The following is a 19,920-nucleotide window of genomic DNA, read 5'->3' as shown; positions in this document are numbered from 1 at the left end:
TCAGCGTGTCAGCAAGGCTGCCTCGAAGGCGGCAAGGGGGAACCGGTCGCCCAGGTTCTCCCGCTCGATATAGCGCACCATGTGCTGCACATTTCGTCGAATCATGCGGGCCGACAGTGGCGGGCGCAGAAAGCGCATGTCGGCCACGTCGATCAAGCCCAGACGCTGGTCGGGGGTGACCACCACGTTGCCCAGGTGCAGCGAGCGGAAATAGACGCCGCTGCGGTGCAACTGACGGATCAGCTCGATCAGGCGTGGCAGGTAAGTGTCCCAGCTGAAGCCGTCATCGCGCGACATCTGCAGCAGCGTTCGCCCGGGTAGCGGGCGATACAGCACCGCAGTGCGGCCCGGCAGGTCAAGCTTGTGCTGGCTGATCACTTCGAGGGTTGGGATGCCCAGTTGCGTCAGGCGCGCGGCGTTATCGACGAAGCGCTGCGAGTAAGGACGTAGCAGTGCAGATGAAATCAGACGCTTCCTACGAAAAACCTTGAGGAAATTTCCATCTGTGAGCAGGTAGACTTTGGCGCCATGGCTGTCTGCCTCAAGCACCTGTGCGCCGAGTGTCAGCTGATCGAAGTCGACCTGGGTGAGCCGGGAGCATTGCATGAATAGAGCCTTGTCGTCTGGCGAGCAAAATGACCGGCAATAATGCCGAAAATAATGCTGTAGCACCATGGATGGTGTTTCTGATTCATCGGGGGAAAGGATGTTGTATCAAAAAAACTGGGCACAAGCGTGGTTAGGTTTGGGCCTGGTCTGGTTCCTGGCGGCGATTGCCCTGGCACCCAGCAACAAGGTTTATCAGCAAGGTCTGGTGTTGTTCTTGTGGCTGCCAACGCTGGTATTGGCCTGGTCGGCCCGAGGTGTGCTGGTGCAAGCCTGGAGGCGGCAACCGGCGCTGTGGGGGAGTGTGCTGCTGTTGTTGGCCTGGAGCGGGCTGAGCCTGGCATGGTCGCCCGCCGAGGAGCCCCTGCGCGAGCTCAAGCGCTTGCTCTACATCCTGGTATTCCTGCTGGCGTTTCCGCTGTTGGCCCAGCTTGGCCAAGCCCGCATTCGTCAGTTATTGCTGCTTGGCAGCGCGCTGCTGGCCATCGCTGCGTTGGTCTCCATCATCAAGTTCTACGGGGTGCAGCGTGCGCCCCTGCTGTTCAGGCTGGCGGGTATCGGTGAGATATCCCACCCCATCCTGGGGGCTTATGTCATTGGTTCGGCCTTGCTCTTGATGCTCTACGAGCCTCCTCGGCAACGTGGCTTGCAGTTGTTGTGGCTGGCGGCACTGGCTTGCCTGGGGGCCTTCGCCATGCTCAGCCAGAGCCGTGGTGCGGTTCTGGCACTGGTGATTACCGTGGTGATGGCGCCGTTGTGGTTCCGTGACCGCCACAGCCGGGTGTTCTCTGTTCTGGCACTGCTTGCCACCGGCCTGGCCTTTTGGGCCGTGTACGACGTTATCGCCCAACGGGGCTCGTCCTACCGGCCGGAAATTTTCCATGCCGTTCTCCAGATGATTGCCGCGCACCCTTGGACTGGTCTTGGCCTGGGGGCTGATTACGAGGTGAGCGCCGTCGGCATGCACTTCGATCACACCCACAACATGTTCACCCATGTTGCCGTTGAAATGGGCTTGCCCGGCATGTTGCTGTGGGTAATGGTGTGGTTGTTCACGCTGGGCGAAATCGTGCGCGCCCGTGGCACCCTGTTCGGCAAGGTCCTGCTGGGCTTCTGGGTCTACTCGACCCTGGCCATGCAGTTCGATGCCGCCAGCCTCACCGGTACGCCACGTGCCGAATGGTTCATCAGCTGGCTGCCGGTGGGCCTTGCCATGTTGCTGCCATGGGGGCGTGCCGAAAATGACGCCTGTGGTAAAATTGCCGGTTCAACCTGAACAGCGAGCTCGATAATGGCCGAAACACCGCGACCAGCGGAGCACACCTCCAGCCTGAAGATCTACTTCCGGCTGTTGAGCTATGTGAAACCCTATGTCGGCATTTTCCTGCTGAGCATTGTCGGTTTCGTGATCTTTGCCTCGACCCAGCCAATGCTGGCCGGCATTCTCAAGTACTTCGTCGATGGGCTGAGCAACCCCGAAGCGGTATTGTTCCCCAACGTCCCCTACCTGCGTGACCTGCAATTGCTGCAGGCGGTGCCGCTGCTGATCATCCTGATCGCTGCGTGGCAGGGCCTGGGCTCGTTCCTCGGCAACTACTTCCTGGCCAAGGTCTCTCTGAGCCTGGTGCATGACCTGCGGGTGGCACTGTTCAACAAGCTGCTGGTGTTGCCCAACCGCTATTTCGACAACCACAACTCCGGGCACCTGATTTCGCGCATTACCTTCAATGTGACCATGGTCACCGGCGCCGCTACCGACGCCATCAAGGTGGTGATCCGCGAAGGCCTGACCGTGGTGTTCCTGTTTGCCTACCTGCTTTGGATGAACTGGCACCTGACCCTGGTGATGGTCGCCATCTTGCCGGTGATTGCGGTTATGGTCAGCATCGCCAGCAAGAAATTCCGCAAGCAGAGCAAGAAGATCCAGGTAGCCATGGGCGACGTCACCCACGTTGCCTCGGAAACCATCCAGGGTTACCGCGTGGTCCGTAGCTTCGGTGGCGAGGCCTACGAACAGCAGCGATTCGGCCAGGCCAGCCAGAGCAACACCGACAAGCAACTGCGCATGACCAAGACCGGCTCGCTGTACACGCCGATGCTTCAGCTGGTGATCTACAGCGCCATGGCTGCGCTGATGTTCCTGGTGCTGTTCCTGCGCGGGGACTCCACTGCTGGTGACCTGGTGGCTTATATCACCGCTGCCGGCCTGCTGCCCAAGCCGATTCGCCAGTTGTCGGAAGTCAGCTCGACCATCCAGAAGGGCCTGGCAGGTGCCGAGAGCATCTTCGAGCAACTGGACGAAGCGCCTGAAGTGGACACTGGTACGGTCGAGAAGGAACACGTGGAAGGGCGCCTGGAAGTGCGTAACCTGAGCTTCACCTACCCGGGTACCGAGCGTGAAGTGTTGAGCGATATCAGTTTTGTCGCAGAGCCCGGGCAGATGATCGCCCTGGTCGGCCGCTCCGGCAGTGGCAAGTCTACGCTTGCGGCCCTGATCCCGCGCTTCTATCACCACGACAAGGGGCAGATCCTGCTCGATGGCGTGGAGATCGAGCACTATCGCCTGCGCAACCTGCGTCGCCATGTTTCGCAAGTCACCCAGCATGTCACCCTGTTCAACGACACCGTGGCCAACAACATCGCTTATGGCGATCTGGCCGGTGCGCCGCGCGCAGACATCGAAGCCGCCGCGGCCGATGCCTATGCCAAGGAATTCGTCGACCGGCTGCCAAAGGGCTTCGATACCGAAGTGGGTGAGAACGGTGTACTGCTGTCCGGTGGCCAGCGCCAGCGTCTGGCAATTGCCCGTGCGCTGCTTAAGAACGCGCCGTTGCTGATCCTCGATGAAGCGACTTCGGCGTTGGATACCGAGTCCGAGCGGCATATCCAGGCCGCCTTGGATCACGTGATGCAAGGCCGTACCACGCTGGTGATTGCCCATCGGCTGTCGACCATCGAGAAGGCTGACCAGATCCTGGTCATGGACCAGGGCCGCCTGGTCGAGCGCGGTACTCACACCGAGCTGCTTGCGGCTAATGGCCATTATGCCCGTCTGCATGCCATGGGGCTGGATGAGCCGGCCAAGGCCGATATCACCTGAACCCTCCTTGATCGGGGCCGTCATGGCCCCGATTGTCACGGGAATTTTCCAGGGATGATCTGGCCATAAAGCCATTGACTACCCTGTGCTAATATCCTGCCCCTGTTCATTATTTCCATATGGGTTGCCCATGAAGTTGTCCATGCCGCGTTTCGATCAAGCCCCGGTACTGGTGGTCGGCGATGTCATGCTCGACCGCTACTGGCATGGCGGTACTTCGCGTATTTCGCCTGAAGCGCCAGTCCCGGTGGTCAAGGTCGATCAGATCGAGGATCGCCCCGGCGGCGCGGCCAACGTTGCCTTGAACATTGCTGCGCTGGGCGCGCCGGCTTCGCTGATCGGCGTCACCGGCCAGGATGAGGCTGCCGACAGCCTGGCCAACAGCCTGCAGGCTGCCGGTGTCCGTTCGGTGTTCCAGCGCATCGCGCACCAGCCGACTATCGTCAAGCTGCGGGTCATGAGCCGTCACCAGCAGCTGCTGCGTATCGATTTCGAAGAGCCGTTCGCCACCGACCCACTGTCGCTGGGCGCGGAGGTCGACAGCCTGCTCGAAGGCGTCAAGGTGCTGGTCCTGTCCGACTACGGCAAAGGTGCACTGAAAAATCACCAGAACCTGATCCAGGCGGCGCGGGCCAAGGGCATTCCGGTGCTGGCCGACCCCAAGGGCAAGGACTTTTCCATCTACCGTGGCGCCAGCCTGATTACCCCGAACCTCAGCGAGTTCGAGACCATCGTTGGCCGTTGCGTCGATGAGGCCGAACTGGTTGCCAAGGGCTTGCAGTTGCTGCAGGACCTGGACCTGGGCGCCCTGCTGGTCACCCGTGGCGAGCATGGCATGACCCTGCTGCGCGTTGGTCAGCCGGCGTTGCACCTGCCAGCGCGGGCACGCGAAGTGTTCGATGTGACCGGTGCCGGCGATACTGTCATTTCCACCCTTGCCGCGGCCATTGCCGCGGGTGAGGACCTGCCCCATGCGGTGGCCCTGGCCAACCTGGCGGCGGGCATTGTGGTCGGCAAGCTGGGTACGGCTGCCATCAGCGCCCCTGAGCTGCGCCGGGCCATCCAGCGTGAGGAAGGCTCCGAACGCGGCGTGCTGGGCCTTGAGCAACTGCTGCTGGCCATTGATGACGCTCGGGCCCACAACGAGAAGATCGTCTTTACCAATGGCTGCTTCGACATCCTGCATGCCGGGCATGTCACTTACCTGGAACAGGCGCGGGCCCAGGGTGATCGCCTGATCGTTGCGGTAAACGACGATGCTTCGGTCAGCCGCCTGAAAGGGCCGGGCCGACCGATCAACAGCGTTGACCGGCGTATGGCCGTGCTGGCCGGTTTGGGCGCGGTGGACTGGGTGATCAGTTTCCCGGAAGGCACCCCGGAAAACCTGCTGAGCCAGGTCAAGCCGGATGTGTTGGTCAAGGGTGGAGACTATGGCATCGACCAAGTGGTTGGCGCTGATATCGTCAAGGGCTATGGCGGCACCGTGAAGGTGCTGGGGCTGGTCGAGAACAGCTCGACCACGGCGATTGTCGAGAAAATTCGCAAGAACTGATCTGACCTTGGGGCCGCTGCGGCGGCCCTCTGCAGGGGCGGGTTTACCCGCTCCGGCAAGCAGGTGAAAGCTTTCGGGATGTCACTTGTTCAGCGAGGTCCGCGCCCGCTCCAGCAGCGCTCGCGCCTTGTCGCCAAAGCGTTGCAAGTGCGACGCCCGTGCGGGCTTGCTTTCCACCAAACCCTGCTGCTTCACCCAATCCTTCCAGCGTACCCGTTCATCTGCCACCACCCAGCCTTCCTGCCGGGCAAAACTTTCTGCCAGGTACAGCCCACGCGTACTCGCCGGCACCAGTTCATCCTTTTTCAGCGTGTACAGCTCTGCCAGTGGCTGGCCGTCCTTCAATGGCATCAGGTACAGGTCGGGCCGTTTGCGGTTGAGCCGCGCCACCAGCTGGTCGCCCTCCAGCCGCTCGTCAACGTGGAACAAGCTGAGTTTCTTGGCGTCACGGGGCACTTGCAGGCGCATGTCATAGATCAGCTGTAGCGAAGCGGTGGGCAGGTGCACATAGGCCCGTGGGCGCTCCAGTAGCATCAGCTTGCCGCAATGCACCGGGCGTGCGGCACCGGACTCCGGAGCCAGCACGAAGTGGGGTGTTTCGCGGTAGTGCAGGGCGGCGGCGTAGGGTACGGGCAGCCAGGTGTCGTTGAAGCGCCCGCCCAGCCAACCTTCCGGGGTTTCCAGCAGGCACTCCTCGGCCACTTCCTGTACGGCCGTGTGCAGCGGCAGGTTCAGCTCCTGCGCCGGTACATAACCGGAAATCAGTTTCAGTACCACATCGCCACGGTCTTGGCGGCGCTGACGCACCAGTACCCAGTAATCGCGGTTCTGCCAATGCAGCGTGAGGCGCACCGACACGCCCAGGTTGGCCAGTTCGACCACGAAGTGTTGTGTGTCGGGTAACTGGATGGCCTTGCGCCGTTGCTGAGTCTGGGCAAAGTTCAGCGGCATGCCGATGCTTTGGTAGATCAAGCCTTCGGTCGTGGCCTCGACATGCAGTGGCAGTGTCTTGAAGTTGCTCGGGTTCTTGCGGATCAGCGTTCGCGCCACGAGGCTCCTCCTTGCGTCGGGTCAGTCTCCAGTCCCTGAGTCGGGAGCCTGAGGTAACTCAATGCTGGCCCAGGATGCGGGCGACGGTGGCCACGTTATGGGCCAGGTGCAACGGGTTGATGGTGCCGACAATAGCACTGCTGACGCCCGGGTGGGCGAACAGCAGCTCGAAGCTGGCCTGCACCGGGTCGACGCCCGGGGCCAGGCAGATATGCCCGCTCGCCAAGGCCTTCTTTACCAGGATGGCCTTGCCGTGTTCGGCAGCGTAGTCCAGCACCGGGCGTTCTGCCTGTTCGTTGAGGTTGTAGGTGACCATGGCGCAGTCGCCTTGCTCCAGTGCCTTCAGGCCGCCGGCGACGGTCTTGCCGGACAGCCCGAAACCGAGGATCTTGCCCTCCTGCTTGAGTTCGGCCAGGGTCTGGTAGACCTCCTGCTGTTCGAGGATGGCCAGGTCGTTGCCGTCGGAATGCACCAGCACCAGTTCGATGCGGTCGGTTTCGAGCCGGCGCAGGCTGCGCTCCACCGAGCGGCGGGTGTGGGCAGCGCTGAAGTCGAAATGCGACAGGCCTTCCTCGAACTCTTCACCGACCTTGCTGACGATTACCCATTCATCACGTTGGCCGCGCAGCAGCGGGCCCAGGCGTTCTTCGCTACGGCCATAGGCCGGGGCGGTGTCGATCAGGTTGATGCCAAGCTCGCGGGCCTGGGCCAGTAACAGGCGGGCTTCCTCATCGCCGGGGATCGTGAAGCCAGTGGGGTACTTCACGCCCTGATCGCGGCCCAGCTTGACCGTGCCGAGGCCCAGTGGAGAGACCGTGAGGCCGGTGCTCCCCAGCGGGCGATGGAACGCATGCAGGGTTGGCAGGCTCATGGCAGCAACTGCTCCCAGGCCGGTACGCTCAGTGGAGGGCGTGGGAGGTCGGCCAGGTCGGCCTGTGCTTGTGGACGAATGCCGTCGCGCTCCAGGTGGCTGATTACCCGGTCGCTGAAGTCCGGTGCCAGTGCCAGTTTGGTCGGCCAGCCCACCAGCAGGCGCTGCTGGTCGGCAAGGAAGGCGTTGTCCGGACGTGCCAGGCCAGATTGTGCAGGCTCAGCGCGGTCGACGCGCAGTGTGGCCCAGCGCACCAGGCTCTGATCGACCCATGGGAGCAGGTTGGCGATTTCCTTCTGCGCTGCAGCAATCTGCGCTGCAGGCTCGCGCGCCACGCCATCGGCTTCGGCCAGGTCCCCACCGAGGTACCAGACCCACTGGCCATCGGCTGCCGGATGGGTGGTCACCGTTACCCGCGGCTTGGGCCCGCCGCCGAGGCAGTGGGCGTACAAAGGTTTCAGGTTCGGGCCCTTGGCCATGACCATGTGCAGCGGGCGGGTTTGCATGGCCGGCTGATCCAGGCCCAGCGCCTGCAGCAAGCCTTCGGTGCCGGCTCCGGCGCTCAACACGATGCGTTGGGCACGGATTTCCCGGTCGTCCACGCGCAGGCCGACCAACGCATTACCTTCACGCAAGGGTTCGATGCGTTCACCTGCCAGCAAGGACTCGCCGGCCAGCTCGGCCAGGTTGGCCAGCAGGCTCGGGACATCGACCACCAGTTCCGCCAGGCGGTACACCTTGCCCTTGAACGCGCGGTCCTGCAGTGCCGGTGGCAACTGGTCACCCTTGACTTGGTCGACCCTGCCGCGCACGGCTTTGCTGGCGAAGAAGCTTGTGAGGTTGCCGGCCAAGGTGCCCGGCGACCACAGGTAGTGGGCATCGGAGAGCAGGCGGGTACGACTGAGGTCGAGTTCGCCGTCGCCGGCCAAGGCCTCGCGCCAGCGGCGCGGCATGTCGGCGATGGCTTCCGAGGCGCCGGTCAGGGCGCCGTGCAGGGCGTATTTGGTGCCGCCGTGGATGATGCCCTGCGACTTGATGGTCTGCTCGCCGCCAAGGCTGGCGCGCTCCACCAGCACTGTCGAGTAGCCCAGGCGGCGCAGGCGGGCATTGAGCCAGAGGCCTGCGACCCCGGCGCCGACGATCAGCACGTCAGTGGAAATGGCAGATGGCATGGCGGTACCTCGAAGACTGGGACAGCTGGCAAGTATACAGGCTATACCTGAGATGGCCCTATCGTCGGCGAGCCCCGCACAAGGGCTCTCAATGCCCAGCGGTCTTCGAGAACAGCTGAATCACCACCACGCCACCCACGATCATGGCCATGCCAAGCATCGCCGGCATATCCAGCTTCTGCCCATAGATCACCAGCGCCGCCACACTGATCAGCACAATCCCCAGGCCCGACCAGATGGCGTAGGCAATCCCCACCGGAATGCTGCGGACCACCAGCGTCAGCATCCAGAACGCAATGCCATAGCCAACCACCATCAACAGCAGTGGCAGCGGCGTGCTCAGGCCTTTCACCGCCTTCATCGAGGCGGTGGCGATGACTTCGGCGCAGATGGCAATGGCGAGGTAGGTGTAGGCATTCATGGCGGGATCCTCCGTTACTGAGCGGGCATTCTAGACGTTGCCTGGATGGGGTAAAGTCATTACCTATCAATTTTGGAGATAGGTTGATGGCCGAGCAGTGGAACCTTGAACAATTGCGTACCTTTCTGCGCGTTGCAGAACTGCGCTCGTTCTCCGCAGTGGCACGTGAGCAGCACAAAGCCCAGTCGGCGATCAGCAGTGCCATCGCGCTGCTCGAAACCGACCTAGGGGTCACCCTGTTCGAGCGCAGCAGCGGCCGGCAACCGAAATTGACTGAAAACGGCAGCGCCTTGCTGGAAGACGCCCGCGAATTGTTACGCCAGTGCGAACGCCTGGATGGCCGCGCCCTGGCCCTGATGCGCGGGCAGGAGGCCTTGCTGCGGGTCGCGCAGGACGAAGCCATGCCGTATCAGCCGGTGATCGACAGCCTCGACGAACTGGCTAGCCGCTACCCGTTCCTGGAGGTGCAACTGGCCAGCGGAGCCCAGGGCGATGTGGCGCGCAAGCTGGTGGAGCGGCGCGCCGATCTGGGCCTGTTCTTCCTCCACGAAAGCATCCCGGCTTCCTTGGAGCGCCGTGCGTTGGGCAGCGTGGAGATGGTCACGGTGTGCGCGGTCGGCCACCCGCTGGCGGGCGAAGGCCGGGTCACCCGCCAACAATTGGCCCGCCACCGGCAGTTGCTGATCACGCCACAACAAAGCGGTTACCCCGGTGGCGAAGCGATCAGCCCACAGGTATGGCGTGCCGATAGCTTCTACGCCATGGCCGAACTACTGATGCGCGGCCTGGGCTGGGCCTGGTTACCCCGGCATGTGGTGCAGTACCCGACCTATCAGGCGCACATGGTCGAACTGGACAGCGATTGGCGGCCGCCGGCCTTGGTGGCAGAGCTGGCCTGGCGCCGCGATGAACCACTGGGCCCGGCCGCGCAATGGCTGGCCGAGCGCTTTGCAGTGCACCTTCGCGCGATCGGGTAGACTTAGCCGCCATGAACAGAACTCTCTATACCTTGCTGTTTCACCTGGGCCTGCCGCTGGTTGCGCTGCGCCTATACCTGCGCGCGCGCAAGGCGCCGGCCTATGGCCAGCGTATCGGCGAGCGCTTTGCTTTCAAGCTGCCGGCCATGCGCCAGGGTGGTATCTGGGTACATGCGGTATCGGTGGGCGAGAGCATTGCTGCCGCACCCATGGTGCGTGCCTTGCTCAAGGCTTACCCGGAGCTGCCGATCACACTGACCTGCATGACCCCTACTGGCTCTGAACGCATTCGCGCCCTGTTCGCCGACGAACCGCGCGTGCAGCATTGCTACCTGCCCTATGACTTGCCTTGGGCGGCGGGGCGTTTTCTCGATCATGTACAGCCGAAGCTGGGCATCATCATGGAAACCGAGCTTTGGCCCAACCACATTCACCAGTGTGCCAGGCGCGGCATTCCGGTGGCGCTGGCCAATGCGCGCTTGTCTGAGCGCTCGGCCCGTGGCTATGGGCGCTTTGCCAGGCTGACCCGGCCGATGCTGGCCGAGATGAGCCTGATTGCCGTGCAGACCGAAACCGAGGCCCAGCGCTTCCGTGACCTGGGTGCACGCCCTGAGCGCGTGCAAGTCACCGGTTCGATCAAGTTCGACCTGACGATCGACGAACAGCTGCTGCCGCGCGCCAGGGCATTGCGTGAACAGTGGGGGAGCGGCCAGCGCCCTGTGTGGATCGCCGCCAGCACCCATGAAGGGGAGGATGCCTTGATCCTGCAGGCGCATCGGCAGTTGTTGCAGGTGCATGGCGATGCCTTGCTGATCCTGGTGCCGCGCCATCCCGAGCGCTTCAATGCAGTGCATGCGTTGTGCAGCGAGCAGTTCACCACCGTGCGCCGCTCTGCCGGCACACTGGTCGATGCGCAAACGCGGGTATTGCTGGGCGACACCATGGGCGAACTGCTGTTCCTGTATGCCCTGGCCGACATTGCCTTCGTCGGTGGCAGCCTGGTGCCGACCGGTGGGCACAATCCGTTGGAGCCTGCGGCGCTGGCCTTGCCGGTGCTCATGGGGCCGCATGTGTTCAACTTCCTCGAAATCAGCGCGATGCTGCGCGAGGCAGGTGCGTTGCAGCAGGTGGATGATGCTGACGGGCTGGCCGGTGCGGTACGCCGCCTGGTGGAACTGCCGCAGGATGCCAAGCGCATGGGCGAGGCGGGCAGGGCGGTGATGCGGGCCAATCAGGGGGCTTTGCAGCGATTGCTCGAGGGTCTGGGTGCGCTTATCCGCTGATTTTTGCATTGGCTCCTTCGCGGGCTCGCCCCCTCCCACAGGATGGATGCATGGCTCGAGGGCTGCGCTATCCCTGTGGGAGCGGGCGAGCCCGCGAATGGTCCAGCCCCTACCTCAAGGCCTGCGCTCGAAGTTCTTGGCCGCTGCTGCCGCCAGGTCCGGCGGCAGGAAGTCCTTGTCCGGGTTGTAGTCAGGTTTCAGGTAGCGCTTCAGGTCCTGCAGGTCTTGCGGGCTCAGGGTGCCGGCTGCCTGCTTCAGGCTCAGGTTGTCGAGGATGTAGTCGTAGCGGCTATTGTTGTAGTCGCGTACCGAGGTGTACAGCTGGCGCTGGGCATCAAGCACGTCGACGATGTTGCGGGTACCGACCTGGTAGCCGATTTCGGTGGCTTCCAGCGCGCTCTGGTTGGAAATGATCGACTGCTTGCGCGCCTGTACCTGTTCCACATCGGTGTTCACAGCGCGGTGCAGGTTGCGGGTGTTTTCCACGACCTGGCGGCGCAGGCTTTCACGCTGTTGCTCGCTCTGGCTCAGGCGCTGGTAAGCCTCGCGTACCTGCGAACTGGTCAGGCCGCCGCTGTAGATCGGGATGTTCAGTTGCAGGCCAACGCTGGTCTGCTCGACGTCGCCGCTGTAGCGCACCCCCAGTTGCGATGGGTTGGTGAAGCCAAGGCTGTCGTTGTCACCCTTCTGGTACTTCGCCACGGCGTCCAGGGTCGGTGCATGCCCGGCCTTGCGCTGACGCAGGGTCTCTTCTGCGGCAGAAACCGCGTAGTTGGTGGCCAGCAGGTTGAGGTTCTGGCGCCCGGCGGTTTCGACCCAGGCTTTGGCATCGTTGGGCGTTGGCACTTGTACCGGCAGGCTATGTACCACGCCCTGGATAGCGGTGTACTCACGGTTGGTCAGGGTCACCAGGGCCTCGAAGGCATCCTGCACCTGGCGTTCGGCAATGATCCGGTTGGCCCGTGCAGTGTCATAACTGGCTTGGGATTGCAGCACGTCGGTCTTGTCCGAAAGGCCCACGTCGAAACGCTCGTTGGACTGATCCAGCTGGCGCTTGAAGGCGGCTTCTTCTGCCTTGGTGGCGGCCAGGTTGTCCTGGGCGCGGAGGACGGCGAAGTAGTTTTGCGCGGTTTGCAGAATCAGGTTTTGCTCGGTCGCCGACAGCTCCAGTGCTGCCTGTTCGTTGACTGCTTCGGCGGCTTGCAACTGGAACCAGCGATCAGCGCGGAAGATCGGCTGAGCCAGGGTCGCGCTCCAGGCGTTGCCGCTGCGATTGGACGTGATGGATGGCTCGTCCAGCTTGGTGCGGGTGTTCATCATCTCGGCACCGGCCGACAGGTTTGGCAGCAACCCGGCGCGGGCCTGCGGCACCACTTCGCGGCGCGCCCCGTAATCGGCGCGTGCTGCAGCCAGGTCGGCGTTGTTGTCCACTGCTTCCTGGTAGACGCTGACCAGATCGGTTTTGACTGTCGAGGGCACGTCCGCTGCCCAGACCACTCCGTTGGACGCACAAGACACGGCTATCGCCAGTGAAAGTTTGCGCAGCATAGAGGCAATCCTTGTACGAAATTTAATTACTGAACTGTTGAGTATCGAGCGATGGGCCAGTGTAGTGCCATGCGCACCCGGCAACAATCGCTCGGTGTGCCTTTCATCATCCGCGCATTTACCTGCTTGGCTTTGCTGACCACTCCAGTCTAGACTGCGCATGTTCTTGTCGGGGTGCCTTGAAGCAAAGGCTGAGATCGCAGAGGTGCGGATCCCGTTGAACCTGATCAGGTTAGCGCCTGCGTAGGGAACAAGATTGCTCGCCTTCCCGGGGAGCCTCTTGTGCCAGGTCCGGGATTGTCACAGCTGCATACAGCTTCAGGCACCCCCCATGTCCGGCACTGCACCCAAAGAGGGTGCGTCCGCGCGTTTCAGGTTCACCCCGACATTCCACTGCTAGGAAGCCGTCAGGAGAGCCTGTGATGACCAAACAAGAAAAAGCGATCAACCTCAGCGAATCGGCACAAGTCGATCAGCAGTCCGTGCAACCGTTCCCGCGTTCGCGCAAGATTTATGTCGAAGGCTCGCGCCCGGACATCCGCGTTCCCATGCGTGAAATCAGCCTGGATGACACCCCGACCGATTTTGGCGGCGAGTCCAACGCCCCGGTGCTGGTGTATGACACGTCTGGCCCGTACACCGACCCCGACGTGATCATCGACGTGCGCAAAGGCCTGCCCGATGTGCGTTCGGGGTGGATCGAAGCCCGCGGTGACACCGAGCGCCTGGAAGGCCTGAGCTCCGACTTCGGTCAGCAGCGCCTGAACGATGCAGAGCTGGCCAAGCTGCGTTTCGCCCATGTGCGCAACCCGCGCCGGGCCAAGGCCGGCGCCAACGTCTCGCAGATGCACTATGCCCGTCAGGGCATCATCACCGCCGAAATGGAATACGTGGCCATCCGCGAGAACATGAAGCTGCAGGAGGCCCGCGCCGCCGGCCTGCTGAATGAGCAACATGCCGGCCACAGCTTCGGTGCCAACATCCCGAAAGAAATCACCCCTGAATTCGTCCGCCAGGAAATCGCCCGTGGCCGCGCGATCATTCCGGCCAACATCAACCACCCGGAAGTAGAGCCGATGATCATCGGCCGCAACTTCCTGGTGAAGATCAACGGCAACATCGGCAACAGCGCCCTGGGTTCCTCGATCGAGGAAGAGGTGGCCAAGCTGACCTGGGGCATCCGCTGGGGCTCGGACACGGTCATGGACCTGTCCACCGGCAAGCACATCCACGAAACCCGCGAGTGGATCATTCGCAACTCGCCGGTGCCGATCGGTACCGTGCCGATCTACCAGGCCCTGGAAAAGGTCAACGGCGTGGCAGAGGACCTGACCTGGGAACTGTTCCGCGACACCCTGATCGAGCAGGCCGAACAGGGCGTGGACTACTTCACCATTCACGCCGGTGTGTTGCTGCGCTATGTGCCCCTGACCGCCAAGCGGGTCACCGGCATCGTCAGCCGCGGTGGCTCGATCATGGCCAAGTGGTGCCTGGCGCACCACAAGGAAAACTTCCTGTACACCCACTTCGACGAAATCTGCGAAATCATGAAGGCCTACGACGTCAGCTTCTCGCTGGGCGACGGCCTGCGCCCTGGCTCGATTGCCGACGCCAACGACGCCGCGCAATTCGGTGAGCTGGAAACCCTCGGCGAGCTGACCAAGATTGCCTGGAAGCACGACGTGCAATGCATGATCGAAGGCCCCGGCCACGTGCCGATGCAGTTGATCAAAGAGAACATGGACAAGCAGCTGGAGTGCTGCGACGAGGCGCCGTTCTACACCCTCGGCCCACTGACCACCGACATCGCGCCGGGTTACGACCACATCACCTCGGGCATTGGTGCGGCGATGATCGGCTGGTTCGGTTGCGCCATGCTCTGCTACGTTACGCCGAAGGAGCACCTGGGCCTGCCGAACAAGGACGACGTCAAGACCGGCATCATCACCTACAAGATCGCCGCGCATGCCGCCGACCTTGCCAAGGGCCACCCGGGTGCACAGATTCGCGACAACGCCTTGTCCAAGGCGCGTTTCGAGTTCCGTTGGGAAGACCAGTTCAACCTGGGCCTCGACCCGGACACCGCCCGTGCTTTCCACGACGAGACCCTGCCGAAGGAATCGGCCAAGGTCGCGCACTTCTGCTCGATGTGCGGGCCGAAGTTCTGCTCGATGAAGATCACCCAGGAAGTGCGTGAGTACGCTGCCAAGATCGAGGCCGTGGATGTGACGGTCGAGCAAGGCATGCGTGAGCAGGCCGAGCGGTTCCGCCAGGAAGGCAGCCAGCTGTACCACAAAGTCTAAACCGCAGCACCTTACCCTGTGGGAGCGGGCTTGCCCGCGAAGCAAGCACTGCGGTGCATGGCACCGGCTTTGCCGGTGTTCGCGGGCAAGCCCGCTCCCACAGGGTGGTGTATGCCACTTAACATCACTCCTGCGGACATGACCATGACATCACCCAGCCAGTTCTCTCCCGACCATCCAATCCCCATCCAGCAGCGCATCTTCGGTGCTCGCGACCTGTTTTCACTGTGGTTTTCCCTCGGCATTGGCCTGATGGTGCTGCAGGTCGGCGCCATGCTGGCGCCAGGCCTGGGCCTTGCTGGCGCGGTGCTGGCCATCGCTCTGGGCACCGGTGTCGGTGTGCTGTTGCTGGGGGCGGCGGGGGTTATTGGCAGCGACACCGGGCTGTCCGCCATGGGCACCCTGAAACTCAGCCTGGGCAGCCATGGCGCGCGCTTGCCGGCGCTGCTCAACTTGCTGCAACTGGTGGGTTGGGGCGCTTTCGAGATTATCGTCATGCGCGATGCTGCCAGCTTGCTGGGTGCGCGAGCGTTCGGTGAGGACAGTGCCTGGAACAGCCCCATGCTCTGGACGCTGTGCTTCGGTGCCCTGGCCACCCTGCTGGCTGTCAGCGGGCCACTGGCCTTCGTACGCAAGGTGCTGCGCGCCTGGGGCATCTGGTTGTTGCTGGGCGCCTGTCTGTGGCTGACCTGGAACCTGTTCGCCAAGGCCGACCTGGCGGAGCTGTGGAACCGTGCCGGGGATGGTTCGATGTCGCTGGCGGTTGGCTTCGATATCGTCATCGCCATGCCGCTGTCCTGGCTGCCGCTGATCGCGGACTACTCACGCTTTGCCCGCAATGGCAGGCATGTGTTCGGCGGTACGGTAGTGGGCTACTTCATCGGCAACACCTGGCTGATGAGCCTGGGCGTGGCGTACACGCTGGCGTTCGCCGCCAATGGCGAAGTCAATGCCTTGCTGCTGGCCCTGGCGGGCGCCGGCATGGGGATTCCGCTGCTGCTTATTCTGCTGGACGAGTCGGAAAAGGCCTTCGCCGACATCCACTCGGCGGCGGTTTCCACCGGTGTGCTGCTACCGCTGAAGGTCGAGCACCTGGCGTTGGCCATCGGCGTGTTGTGCACCCTGATCGCCCTGTTGGCGCCACTGGCACAGTACGAAAACTTCCTGTTGCTGATCGGTTCGGTGTTCGCACCGCTGTTCGGCGTGGTGTTGATGGACCACTACGTGGTCCGTCGACGCCGTCTGCCAGCACAGGTCAATGGCTTGCACTGGCAGGCGTTGGTGGCCTGGTTTGCCGGGGCGGTGGCCTATCACCTGATTGCCGCCAAGGCGCCTGAACTGGGCGCTACCCTGCCCGCATTGCTGCTGGCAGGTGTGCTGCATGGGCTGCTAAGCCTCAGCCGCGGCCGGGAAACAGTTCAGGCTTGAGTACGCCATTCAGGCGCGGGTAGGGGATCTTCAGTTCCACGTGGCCCATGGAGTAGGGCGCGATGGCATAGACCTCGTACTTGACCACTACCGCGCCGTACGTCAGGGCGACGTGCGGCGATTTCTTGAACGGCCAGGTCTTGACGAACTCGGCATCCTTGTCCATACCCACGCTCATCAGCCAGGCACGGTGCGATTCTTCGACGGTTTTCCAGAAGGTGTCTTCCTGGCCGGGCACCAGCATGTCCTGCAGGGTCAGCACCTTGTCCAGTTTGCGTGAATAGTTGATGAAGCCGCGCCCGGGCATGCCGTGGGCGCCACCGCTGTCCAGGTAGCTGGACAGCTCGATGATCACCAGCCCGTCATGCTGCTCGCGTACCTTGGCTTGCAAGTAGCTGCTGTTACGTTTGTCGGCATTGGCCAGATATTGCTGTTCGTAGGCCTGCAGGGTGCCTGGTGCGGTGCCATGCTGATTGTCTTCGGTCAGTTGCAGCAGGCGTTTTTCGACGATGCCGTCGAGCTTGGGCAGAGCCGGGAAGTGGATCATGTCGATGTTCACCAGCGGGCAGTCGCTCTCGCTGCAGCCGGGTTTGACATGCTCCCAGGCGTCGCGCTTGACCTCGAGCGGGGCCCGGTAGTTGGGCGTGAACAGGCTCTGGCAGGCGCCCAGAGCGAGTGCCAGCACGGCCACGGAAGTCAGTTTGACAAGTGTCATGATGATCCTTGCAGAACAGGGAAAAGTCGGCCTTTGACCGTCTGCGCGGCCTTCGGTTCGCCACTAAGCTAACAGAGTGAAGGGCTACTGTCCCGAGTGCGCCAGCGGTTGCTGGAAAGGGATGAAACCAAAAGGCGTGCGGAGTAGGATGGCGCGAAGCAGTATTTGAGGTAATGAGGATTTCCATGTCAGACGCGTTGAACGCCGTGCCCAAGGGCTTCGAAATCATCGAGCGGGCCAATTGCTTCCAGGGCTTTTACAAGCTCGACAAGTTACGCCTGCGCCACGAGCTATTTGCCGGGGGCATGGGGCGCGAGATCAGTCGCGAACTGTTTGTGCGCCACGATGCGGTATGCGTGCTGCCGTACGACCCTGCGCGCGACGAAGTGGTGCTGATCGAACAGTTCCGCGTGGGCGCACTGGACAAGGTCGCCAACCCTTGGCTGATCGAGATGGTTGCCGGGCTGATCGACAAAGACGAGCAGCCCGAGGAAGTCGCCCATCGCGAGGCTGAAGAAGAAGCCGGCCTGACCTTCAGCGCCCTGTGGCCGATGACCCGCTACTTCCCGTCGCCTGGCGGCAGTGACGAATACGTTCACCTGTTCCTCGGCCGTTGCAGCAGCGAGGGCGCGGGAGGGCTGCATGGCCTGGAGGAAGAGGGCGAAGACATTCGTGTACGCGTGTGGGCGTTCGAGGATGCCCTGCAGGCGGTGCGCGACGGGCGCATCTGCAATGCGGCCACCATCATTGGCCTGCAATGGTTGGCGCTGAACCGTGACGAAGTAAGAGGTATGTGGAAGTGAACCTGCTGCGCGAGCGCTATCGAGTTGACCTGGTCGGGCTGCAGGCAGCCTGCGAGGCCAACTATGCCCGGCTGATGCGCTTGTTGCCCGACATGCGCACCACCCAGAGCTCGCGCCGCATCGGCATGACCCAGGGTGACCAGATGCTTGGCGTGCTGGTGCTCGACGTGGTGCTGGCCTGCCCGTATACCACCACCCTGCATGTGCGGCAGGAACACAGCCTGCCGTGGTTGCCAGTGCCACACCTGGAAGTGCAGGTGTATCACGATGCACGCATGGCCGAAGTGGTCAGCGCCGAACACACCCGGCGCCTGCGCAGCATCTACCCGTATCCGAACGACGCCATGCATCAGCCGGACGAAAAGGCCCAGCTCAACCTGTTCCTGGGTGAATGGCTCAGCCACTGCCTGGCCTGCGGCCACGAACTGGCAAGTGTTCGCTGAATTGTGACGTTAGTCGGTTGCGGGTGTTTGCTCGTCACCGTCGCACAGCCATAATTCCCGCTGAATCCATTCGAGGAGATGGCCGTTGTCGCCGCCAGACCAATCCCGCCCCGTGCATGTGGTGCAACTGACCGATGCCCACCTGTTCGCCGACCCGGCTGGCAGCATGCTGGGCCTCAAGACCCGAGACAGCCTGCGCCACGTGGTGGCCCAGGTGCGGCGCGAGCAGCCGCTTGTCGACTTGCTGCTGTGCACGGGCGACCTGTCCCAGGATGCCAGCGTGGCATCCTATGAAGCGTTTCGGGAGCTGACCGCACCGTTTGGCGTACCCACTCGCTGGCTGCCGGGCAACCATGACGAGGCTCAGGTGATGGCGCAGGTGGCGCCGGAACTGGTGCAGGCGGTGACCGATATCGGCGCGTGGCGGGTGGTCATGCTCAATACCGCCGTGCAGGGTGCTACCCACGGGTTTCTGCAAGATGACCAGCTGGCCGTACTGGAAGCCGCCTTGAAAGAGGCCGGCGAGCGGCATTGCCTGGTGTGCTTCCACCATCAGCCAGTGGACATCGGATGCGCCTGGATCGCGCCGATCGGCTTGCGCAATGCCCAGGCGCTGTTCGATATCGTTGAAGGATATCCACAGGTACGGGCTTTACTATGGGGGCATGTGCACCAGGAATGGGATGAGGTCCGAGAGGGGAGGCGCCTGTTGGCCACGCCGTCGACCTGCATTCAGTTCGCGGCGCGCAGCGAAGACTTCCAGGTGAGCGAAGAGCATCCGGGGTACCGCTGGTTGCGCCTGCATGCCGACGGGCGGCTGGAGACCGGGGTGGAGCGGGCGCTGGATTTCGAGGTGAAGCTCGACTTCGATAGCCCAGGGTATTGAGCAGGCCGCGTCGGCCTGCCGGAAATGTATTGCGAAATCCGTGGCACTGCGTCAAAACCCGGCGAACGCGCTACACTGCGCGTCCCTGCGCCCGCATTATCAGGCGCGAAGCCACAGATTCCGGGGGCAGCATGTCGGGTTCCATCCTCTATATCCATGGCTTCAACAGCTCGCCGCTTTCGACCAAGGCGCGTCAGCTGGAGGCAGTCATGCAGCAGCTCGGCCTGGCCGACCAGCTGCGAGTGCCGGCCCTGCACCACCACCCACGGCAAGCCATGGTCCAGCTCGAAGCGGCCATCGCCGAACTGGGGGCGCCACTGCTGGTGGGCAGTTCGCTCGGCGGCTACTATGCCACCCATCTGGCTGAGCGCCATGGCCTCAAGGCCCTGCTGGTCAACCCGGCGGTAACCCCGCACAAGCATTTCGACGGTTACCTGGGCACCCAGCGCAACCATTACAGCGGTGAAACCTGGGAGCTGACCCACGATCACGTGCAGGCCCTGGCCGAGCTGGAAGTCGCGGCCCCGGCCGATGCCGACCGCTATCAAGTGTGGCTGCAGACCGCCGATGAAACCCTGGACTATCGACATGCCGAGCGCTATTACCGTGCTTGTGCCCTGCGTATCCAGGCCGGTGGCGATCACAGCTTCCAGGGCTTCGCCGAGCGCCTGCCGGCACTGCTGGCCTTCGCCGGCATTGCCCGTGGGCAGTATGCGGCGCTCGATTTTTCTGTATTTTGACTTTTTTGCATTCACCAGACTG

18 protein-coding genes and 1 riboswitch are annotated in these 19,920 nt (G+C 62.9%); of the genes, 11 read left to right on the top strand and 7 right to left on the bottom strand.

All coding sequences use genetic code 11. From position 1 onward, the window contains the following. A complete protein-coding gene (locus FQ668_RS23980) occupies nt 1-606 on the bottom strand; it encodes a toluene tolerance protein (protein ID WP_076402325.1) in 606 nt (201 codons plus the stop codon). Nucleotides 607-706: 100 nt separating this feature from the next. Between FQ668_RS23980 and FQ668_RS23975 the strand changes: the two genes are divergently transcribed. From FQ668_RS23975 to hldE, 3 genes are all read left to right on the top strand, one after another. Then, nucleotides 707-1,882, top strand: coding sequence for an O-antigen ligase (locus FQ668_RS23975; protein WP_076402324.1), 1,176 nt, complete (start codon nt 707-709; stop codon nt 1,880-1,882). A gap of 15 nt (nt 1,883-1,897) precedes the next feature. Next, on the top strand, nt 1,898-3,706 hold the full coding sequence (gene msbA / locus FQ668_RS23970; protein ID WP_014592614.1) for a lipid A export permease/ATP-binding protein MsbA: 1,809 nt from the start codon (nt 1,898-1,900) through the stop codon (nt 3,704-3,706). Between the two features lie 130 nt (nt 3,707-3,836). Further along, nucleotides 3,837-5,258, top strand: a complete 1,422-nt coding sequence (gene hldE, locus FQ668_RS23965) for a bifunctional D-glycero-beta-D-manno-heptose-7-phosphate kinase/D-glycero-beta-D-manno-heptose 1-phosphate adenylyltransferase HldE (RefSeq protein ID WP_003249449.1) — start codon at nt 3,837-3,839, stop codon at nt 5,256-5,258. A gap of 81 nt (nt 5,259-5,339) precedes the next feature. Here the strand turns inward: hldE and FQ668_RS23960 are convergent, their stop codons facing one another. The 4 genes from FQ668_RS23960 to FQ668_RS23945 form a co-directional block, all read right to left on the bottom strand. Further along, nucleotides 5,340-6,308 (bottom strand): hypothetical protein, encoded by a 969-nt coding sequence (locus tag FQ668_RS23960; protein ID WP_014592612.1) that lies wholly within the window; start codon nt 6,306-6,308, stop codon nt 5,340-5,342. A gap of 58 nt (nt 6,309-6,366) precedes the next feature. Beyond that, nucleotides 6,367-7,179, bottom strand: coding sequence for an aldo/keto reductase (locus FQ668_RS23955; RefSeq protein WP_003249454.1), 813 nt, complete (start codon nt 7,177-7,179; stop codon nt 6,367-6,369). Further along, nucleotides 7,176-8,351, bottom strand: a complete 1,176-nt coding sequence (locus tag FQ668_RS23950) for an FAD-binding oxidoreductase (protein WP_014592611.1) — start codon at nt 8,349-8,351, stop codon at nt 7,176-7,178. The genes FQ668_RS23955 and FQ668_RS23950 overlap by 4 nt, the downstream gene beginning before the upstream one ends. Nucleotides 8,352-8,439: 88 nt before the next feature. Next, nucleotides 8,440-8,772: a multidrug efflux SMR transporter gene (locus FQ668_RS23945; protein ID WP_004577390.1), complete on the bottom strand. Its 333-nt coding sequence runs from the start codon at nt 8,770-8,772 to the stop codon at nt 8,440-8,442. Between the two features lie 86 nt (nt 8,773-8,858). Between FQ668_RS23945 and FQ668_RS23940 the strand changes: the two genes are divergently transcribed. Beyond that, nucleotides 8,859-9,749, top strand: a complete 891-nt coding sequence (locus FQ668_RS23940; protein WP_003249460.1) for a LysR family transcriptional regulator — start codon at nt 8,859-8,861, stop codon at nt 9,747-9,749. 11 nt (nt 9,750-9,760) lie between these two features. Beyond that, a complete protein-coding gene (gene waaA, locus FQ668_RS23935; protein WP_119713239.1) occupies nt 9,761-11,032 on the top strand; it encodes a lipid IV(A) 3-deoxy-D-manno-octulosonic acid transferase in 1,272 nt (423 codons plus the stop codon). 114 nt (nt 11,033-11,146) lie between these two features. Here the strand turns inward: waaA and FQ668_RS23930 are convergent, their stop codons facing one another. Further along, nucleotides 11,147-12,580 (bottom strand): TolC family outer membrane protein, encoded by a 1,434-nt coding sequence (locus FQ668_RS23930; protein WP_076402322.1) that lies wholly within the window; start codon nt 12,578-12,580, stop codon nt 11,147-11,149. 160 nt (nt 12,581-12,740) lie between these two features. Next, nucleotides 12,741-12,847: riboswitch (TPP riboswitch) on the top strand. Between the two features lie 155 nt (nt 12,848-13,002). On the opposite strand from FQ668_RS23930, the gene thiC reads away from it, so the two are divergent. Both thiC and cytX read left to right on the top strand, forming a co-directional pair. Beyond that, nucleotides 13,003-14,883 (top strand): phosphomethylpyrimidine synthase ThiC, encoded by a 1,881-nt coding sequence (thiC, locus tag FQ668_RS23925; protein ID WP_144180703.1) that lies wholly within the window; start codon nt 13,003-13,005, stop codon nt 14,881-14,883. Between the two features lie 144 nt (nt 14,884-15,027). Then, nucleotides 15,028-16,311, top strand: a complete 1,284-nt coding sequence (gene cytX / locus FQ668_RS23915) for a putative hydroxymethylpyrimidine transporter CytX (RefSeq protein ID WP_041167102.1) — start codon at nt 15,028-15,030, stop codon at nt 16,309-16,311. Here cytX and FQ668_RS23910 read toward each other — a convergent pair. After that, the gene (locus tag FQ668_RS23910) at nt 16,280-17,026 is read right to left on the bottom strand and encodes an RsiV family protein (RefSeq protein ID WP_019437568.1); all 747 of its coding nucleotides are present in this window, start codon (nt 17,024-17,026) and stop codon (nt 16,280-16,282) included. The two genes, cytX and FQ668_RS23910, sit on opposite strands and share 32 nt — an antisense overlap. Nucleotides 17,027-17,211: 185 nt before the next feature. Here FQ668_RS23910 and FQ668_RS23905 point away from each other — a divergent pair, with 185 nt between their 5' ends. From FQ668_RS23905 to FQ668_RS23890, 4 genes are all read left to right on the top strand, one after another. Next, nucleotides 17,212-17,829 carry an NUDIX domain-containing protein gene (locus FQ668_RS23905; RefSeq protein WP_003249478.1) on the top strand — a complete coding sequence of 206 codons (618 nt, stop codon included), beginning with the start codon at nt 17,212-17,214 and terminating at the stop codon, nt 17,827-17,829. Then, nucleotides 17,820-18,272 carry a DUF1249 domain-containing protein gene (locus FQ668_RS23900; protein WP_003249480.1) on the top strand — a complete coding sequence of 151 codons (453 nt, stop codon included), beginning with the start codon at nt 17,820-17,822 and terminating at the stop codon, nt 18,270-18,272. The genes FQ668_RS23905 and FQ668_RS23900 overlap by 10 nt, the downstream gene beginning before the upstream one ends. Nucleotides 18,273-18,357: 85 nt before the next feature. After that, nucleotides 18,358-19,158, top strand: coding sequence for a 3',5'-cyclic-AMP phosphodiesterase (gene cpdA, locus FQ668_RS23895; protein ID WP_014592606.1), 801 nt, complete (start codon nt 18,358-18,360; stop codon nt 19,156-19,158). 131 nt (nt 19,159-19,289) lie between these two features. Then, nucleotides 19,290-19,898: a YqiA/YcfP family alpha/beta fold hydrolase gene (locus FQ668_RS23890; RefSeq protein ID WP_003249484.1), complete on the top strand. Its 609-nt coding sequence runs from the start codon at nt 19,290-19,292 to the stop codon at nt 19,896-19,898. Nucleotides 19,899-19,920 lie beyond the last annotated feature (22 nt).

Source organism: Pseudomonas sp. Kh14 (assembly GCF_900291005.1).
In the GTDB taxonomy this organism is placed as follows: domain Bacteria; phylum Pseudomonadota; class Gammaproteobacteria; order Pseudomonadales; family Pseudomonadaceae; genus Aquipseudomonas; species Aquipseudomonas alloputida.
Note: the sequence above shows the minus strand (reverse complement) of the source record. Positions and strands in the feature narration are given on the sequence as shown.

What these genes read in the sequence shown, in the direction of transcription:
- FQ668_RS23980 (WP_076402325.1), bottom strand. Translation starts at nt 606, where the DNA reads ATGCAATGCTCCCGGCTCACCCAGGTCGACTTCGATCAGCTGACACTC.
- FQ668_RS23975 (WP_076402324.1), top strand. Translation starts at nt 707, where the DNA reads ATGTTGTATCAAAAAAACTGGGCACAAGCGTGGTTAGGTTTGGGCCTG.
- msbA (WP_014592614.1), top strand. Translation starts at nt 1,898, where the DNA reads ATGGCCGAAACACCGCGACCAGCGGAGCACACCTCCAGCCTGAAGATC.
- hldE (WP_003249449.1), top strand. Translation starts at nt 3,837, where the DNA reads ATGAAGTTGTCCATGCCGCGTTTCGATCAAGCCCCGGTACTGGTGGTC.
- FQ668_RS23955 (WP_003249454.1), bottom strand. Translation starts at nt 7,179, where the DNA reads ATGAGCCTGCCAACCCTGCATGCGTTCCATCGCCCGCTGGGGAGCACC.
- FQ668_RS23950 (WP_014592611.1), bottom strand. Translation starts at nt 8,351, where the DNA reads ATGCCATCTGCCATTTCCACTGACGTGCTGATCGTCGGCGCCGGGGTC.
- FQ668_RS23945 (WP_004577390.1), bottom strand. Translation starts at nt 8,772, where the DNA reads ATGAATGCCTACACCTACCTCGCCATTGCCATCTGCGCCGAAGTCATC.
- FQ668_RS23940 (WP_003249460.1), top strand. Translation starts at nt 8,859, where the DNA reads ATGGCCGAGCAGTGGAACCTTGAACAATTGCGTACCTTTCTGCGCGTT.
- waaA (WP_119713239.1), top strand. Translation starts at nt 9,761, where the DNA reads ATGAACAGAACTCTCTATACCTTGCTGTTTCACCTGGGCCTGCCGCTG.
- FQ668_RS23930 (WP_076402322.1), bottom strand. Translation starts at nt 12,580, where the DNA reads ATGCTGCGCAAACTTTCACTGGCGATAGCCGTGTCTTGTGCGTCCAAC.
- thiC (WP_144180703.1), top strand. Translation starts at nt 13,003, where the DNA reads ATGACCAAACAAGAAAAAGCGATCAACCTCAGCGAATCGGCACAAGTC.
- cytX (WP_041167102.1), top strand. Translation starts at nt 15,028, where the DNA reads ATGACATCACCCAGCCAGTTCTCTCCCGACCATCCAATCCCCATCCAG.
- FQ668_RS23910 (WP_019437568.1), bottom strand. Translation starts at nt 17,026, where the DNA reads ATGACACTTGTCAAACTGACTTCCGTGGCCGTGCTGGCACTCGCTCTG.
- FQ668_RS23905 (WP_003249478.1), top strand. Translation starts at nt 17,212, where the DNA reads ATGTCAGACGCGTTGAACGCCGTGCCCAAGGGCTTCGAAATCATCGAG.
- FQ668_RS23890 (WP_003249484.1), top strand. Translation starts at nt 19,290, where the DNA reads ATGTCGGGTTCCATCCTCTATATCCATGGCTTCAACAGCTCGCCGCTT.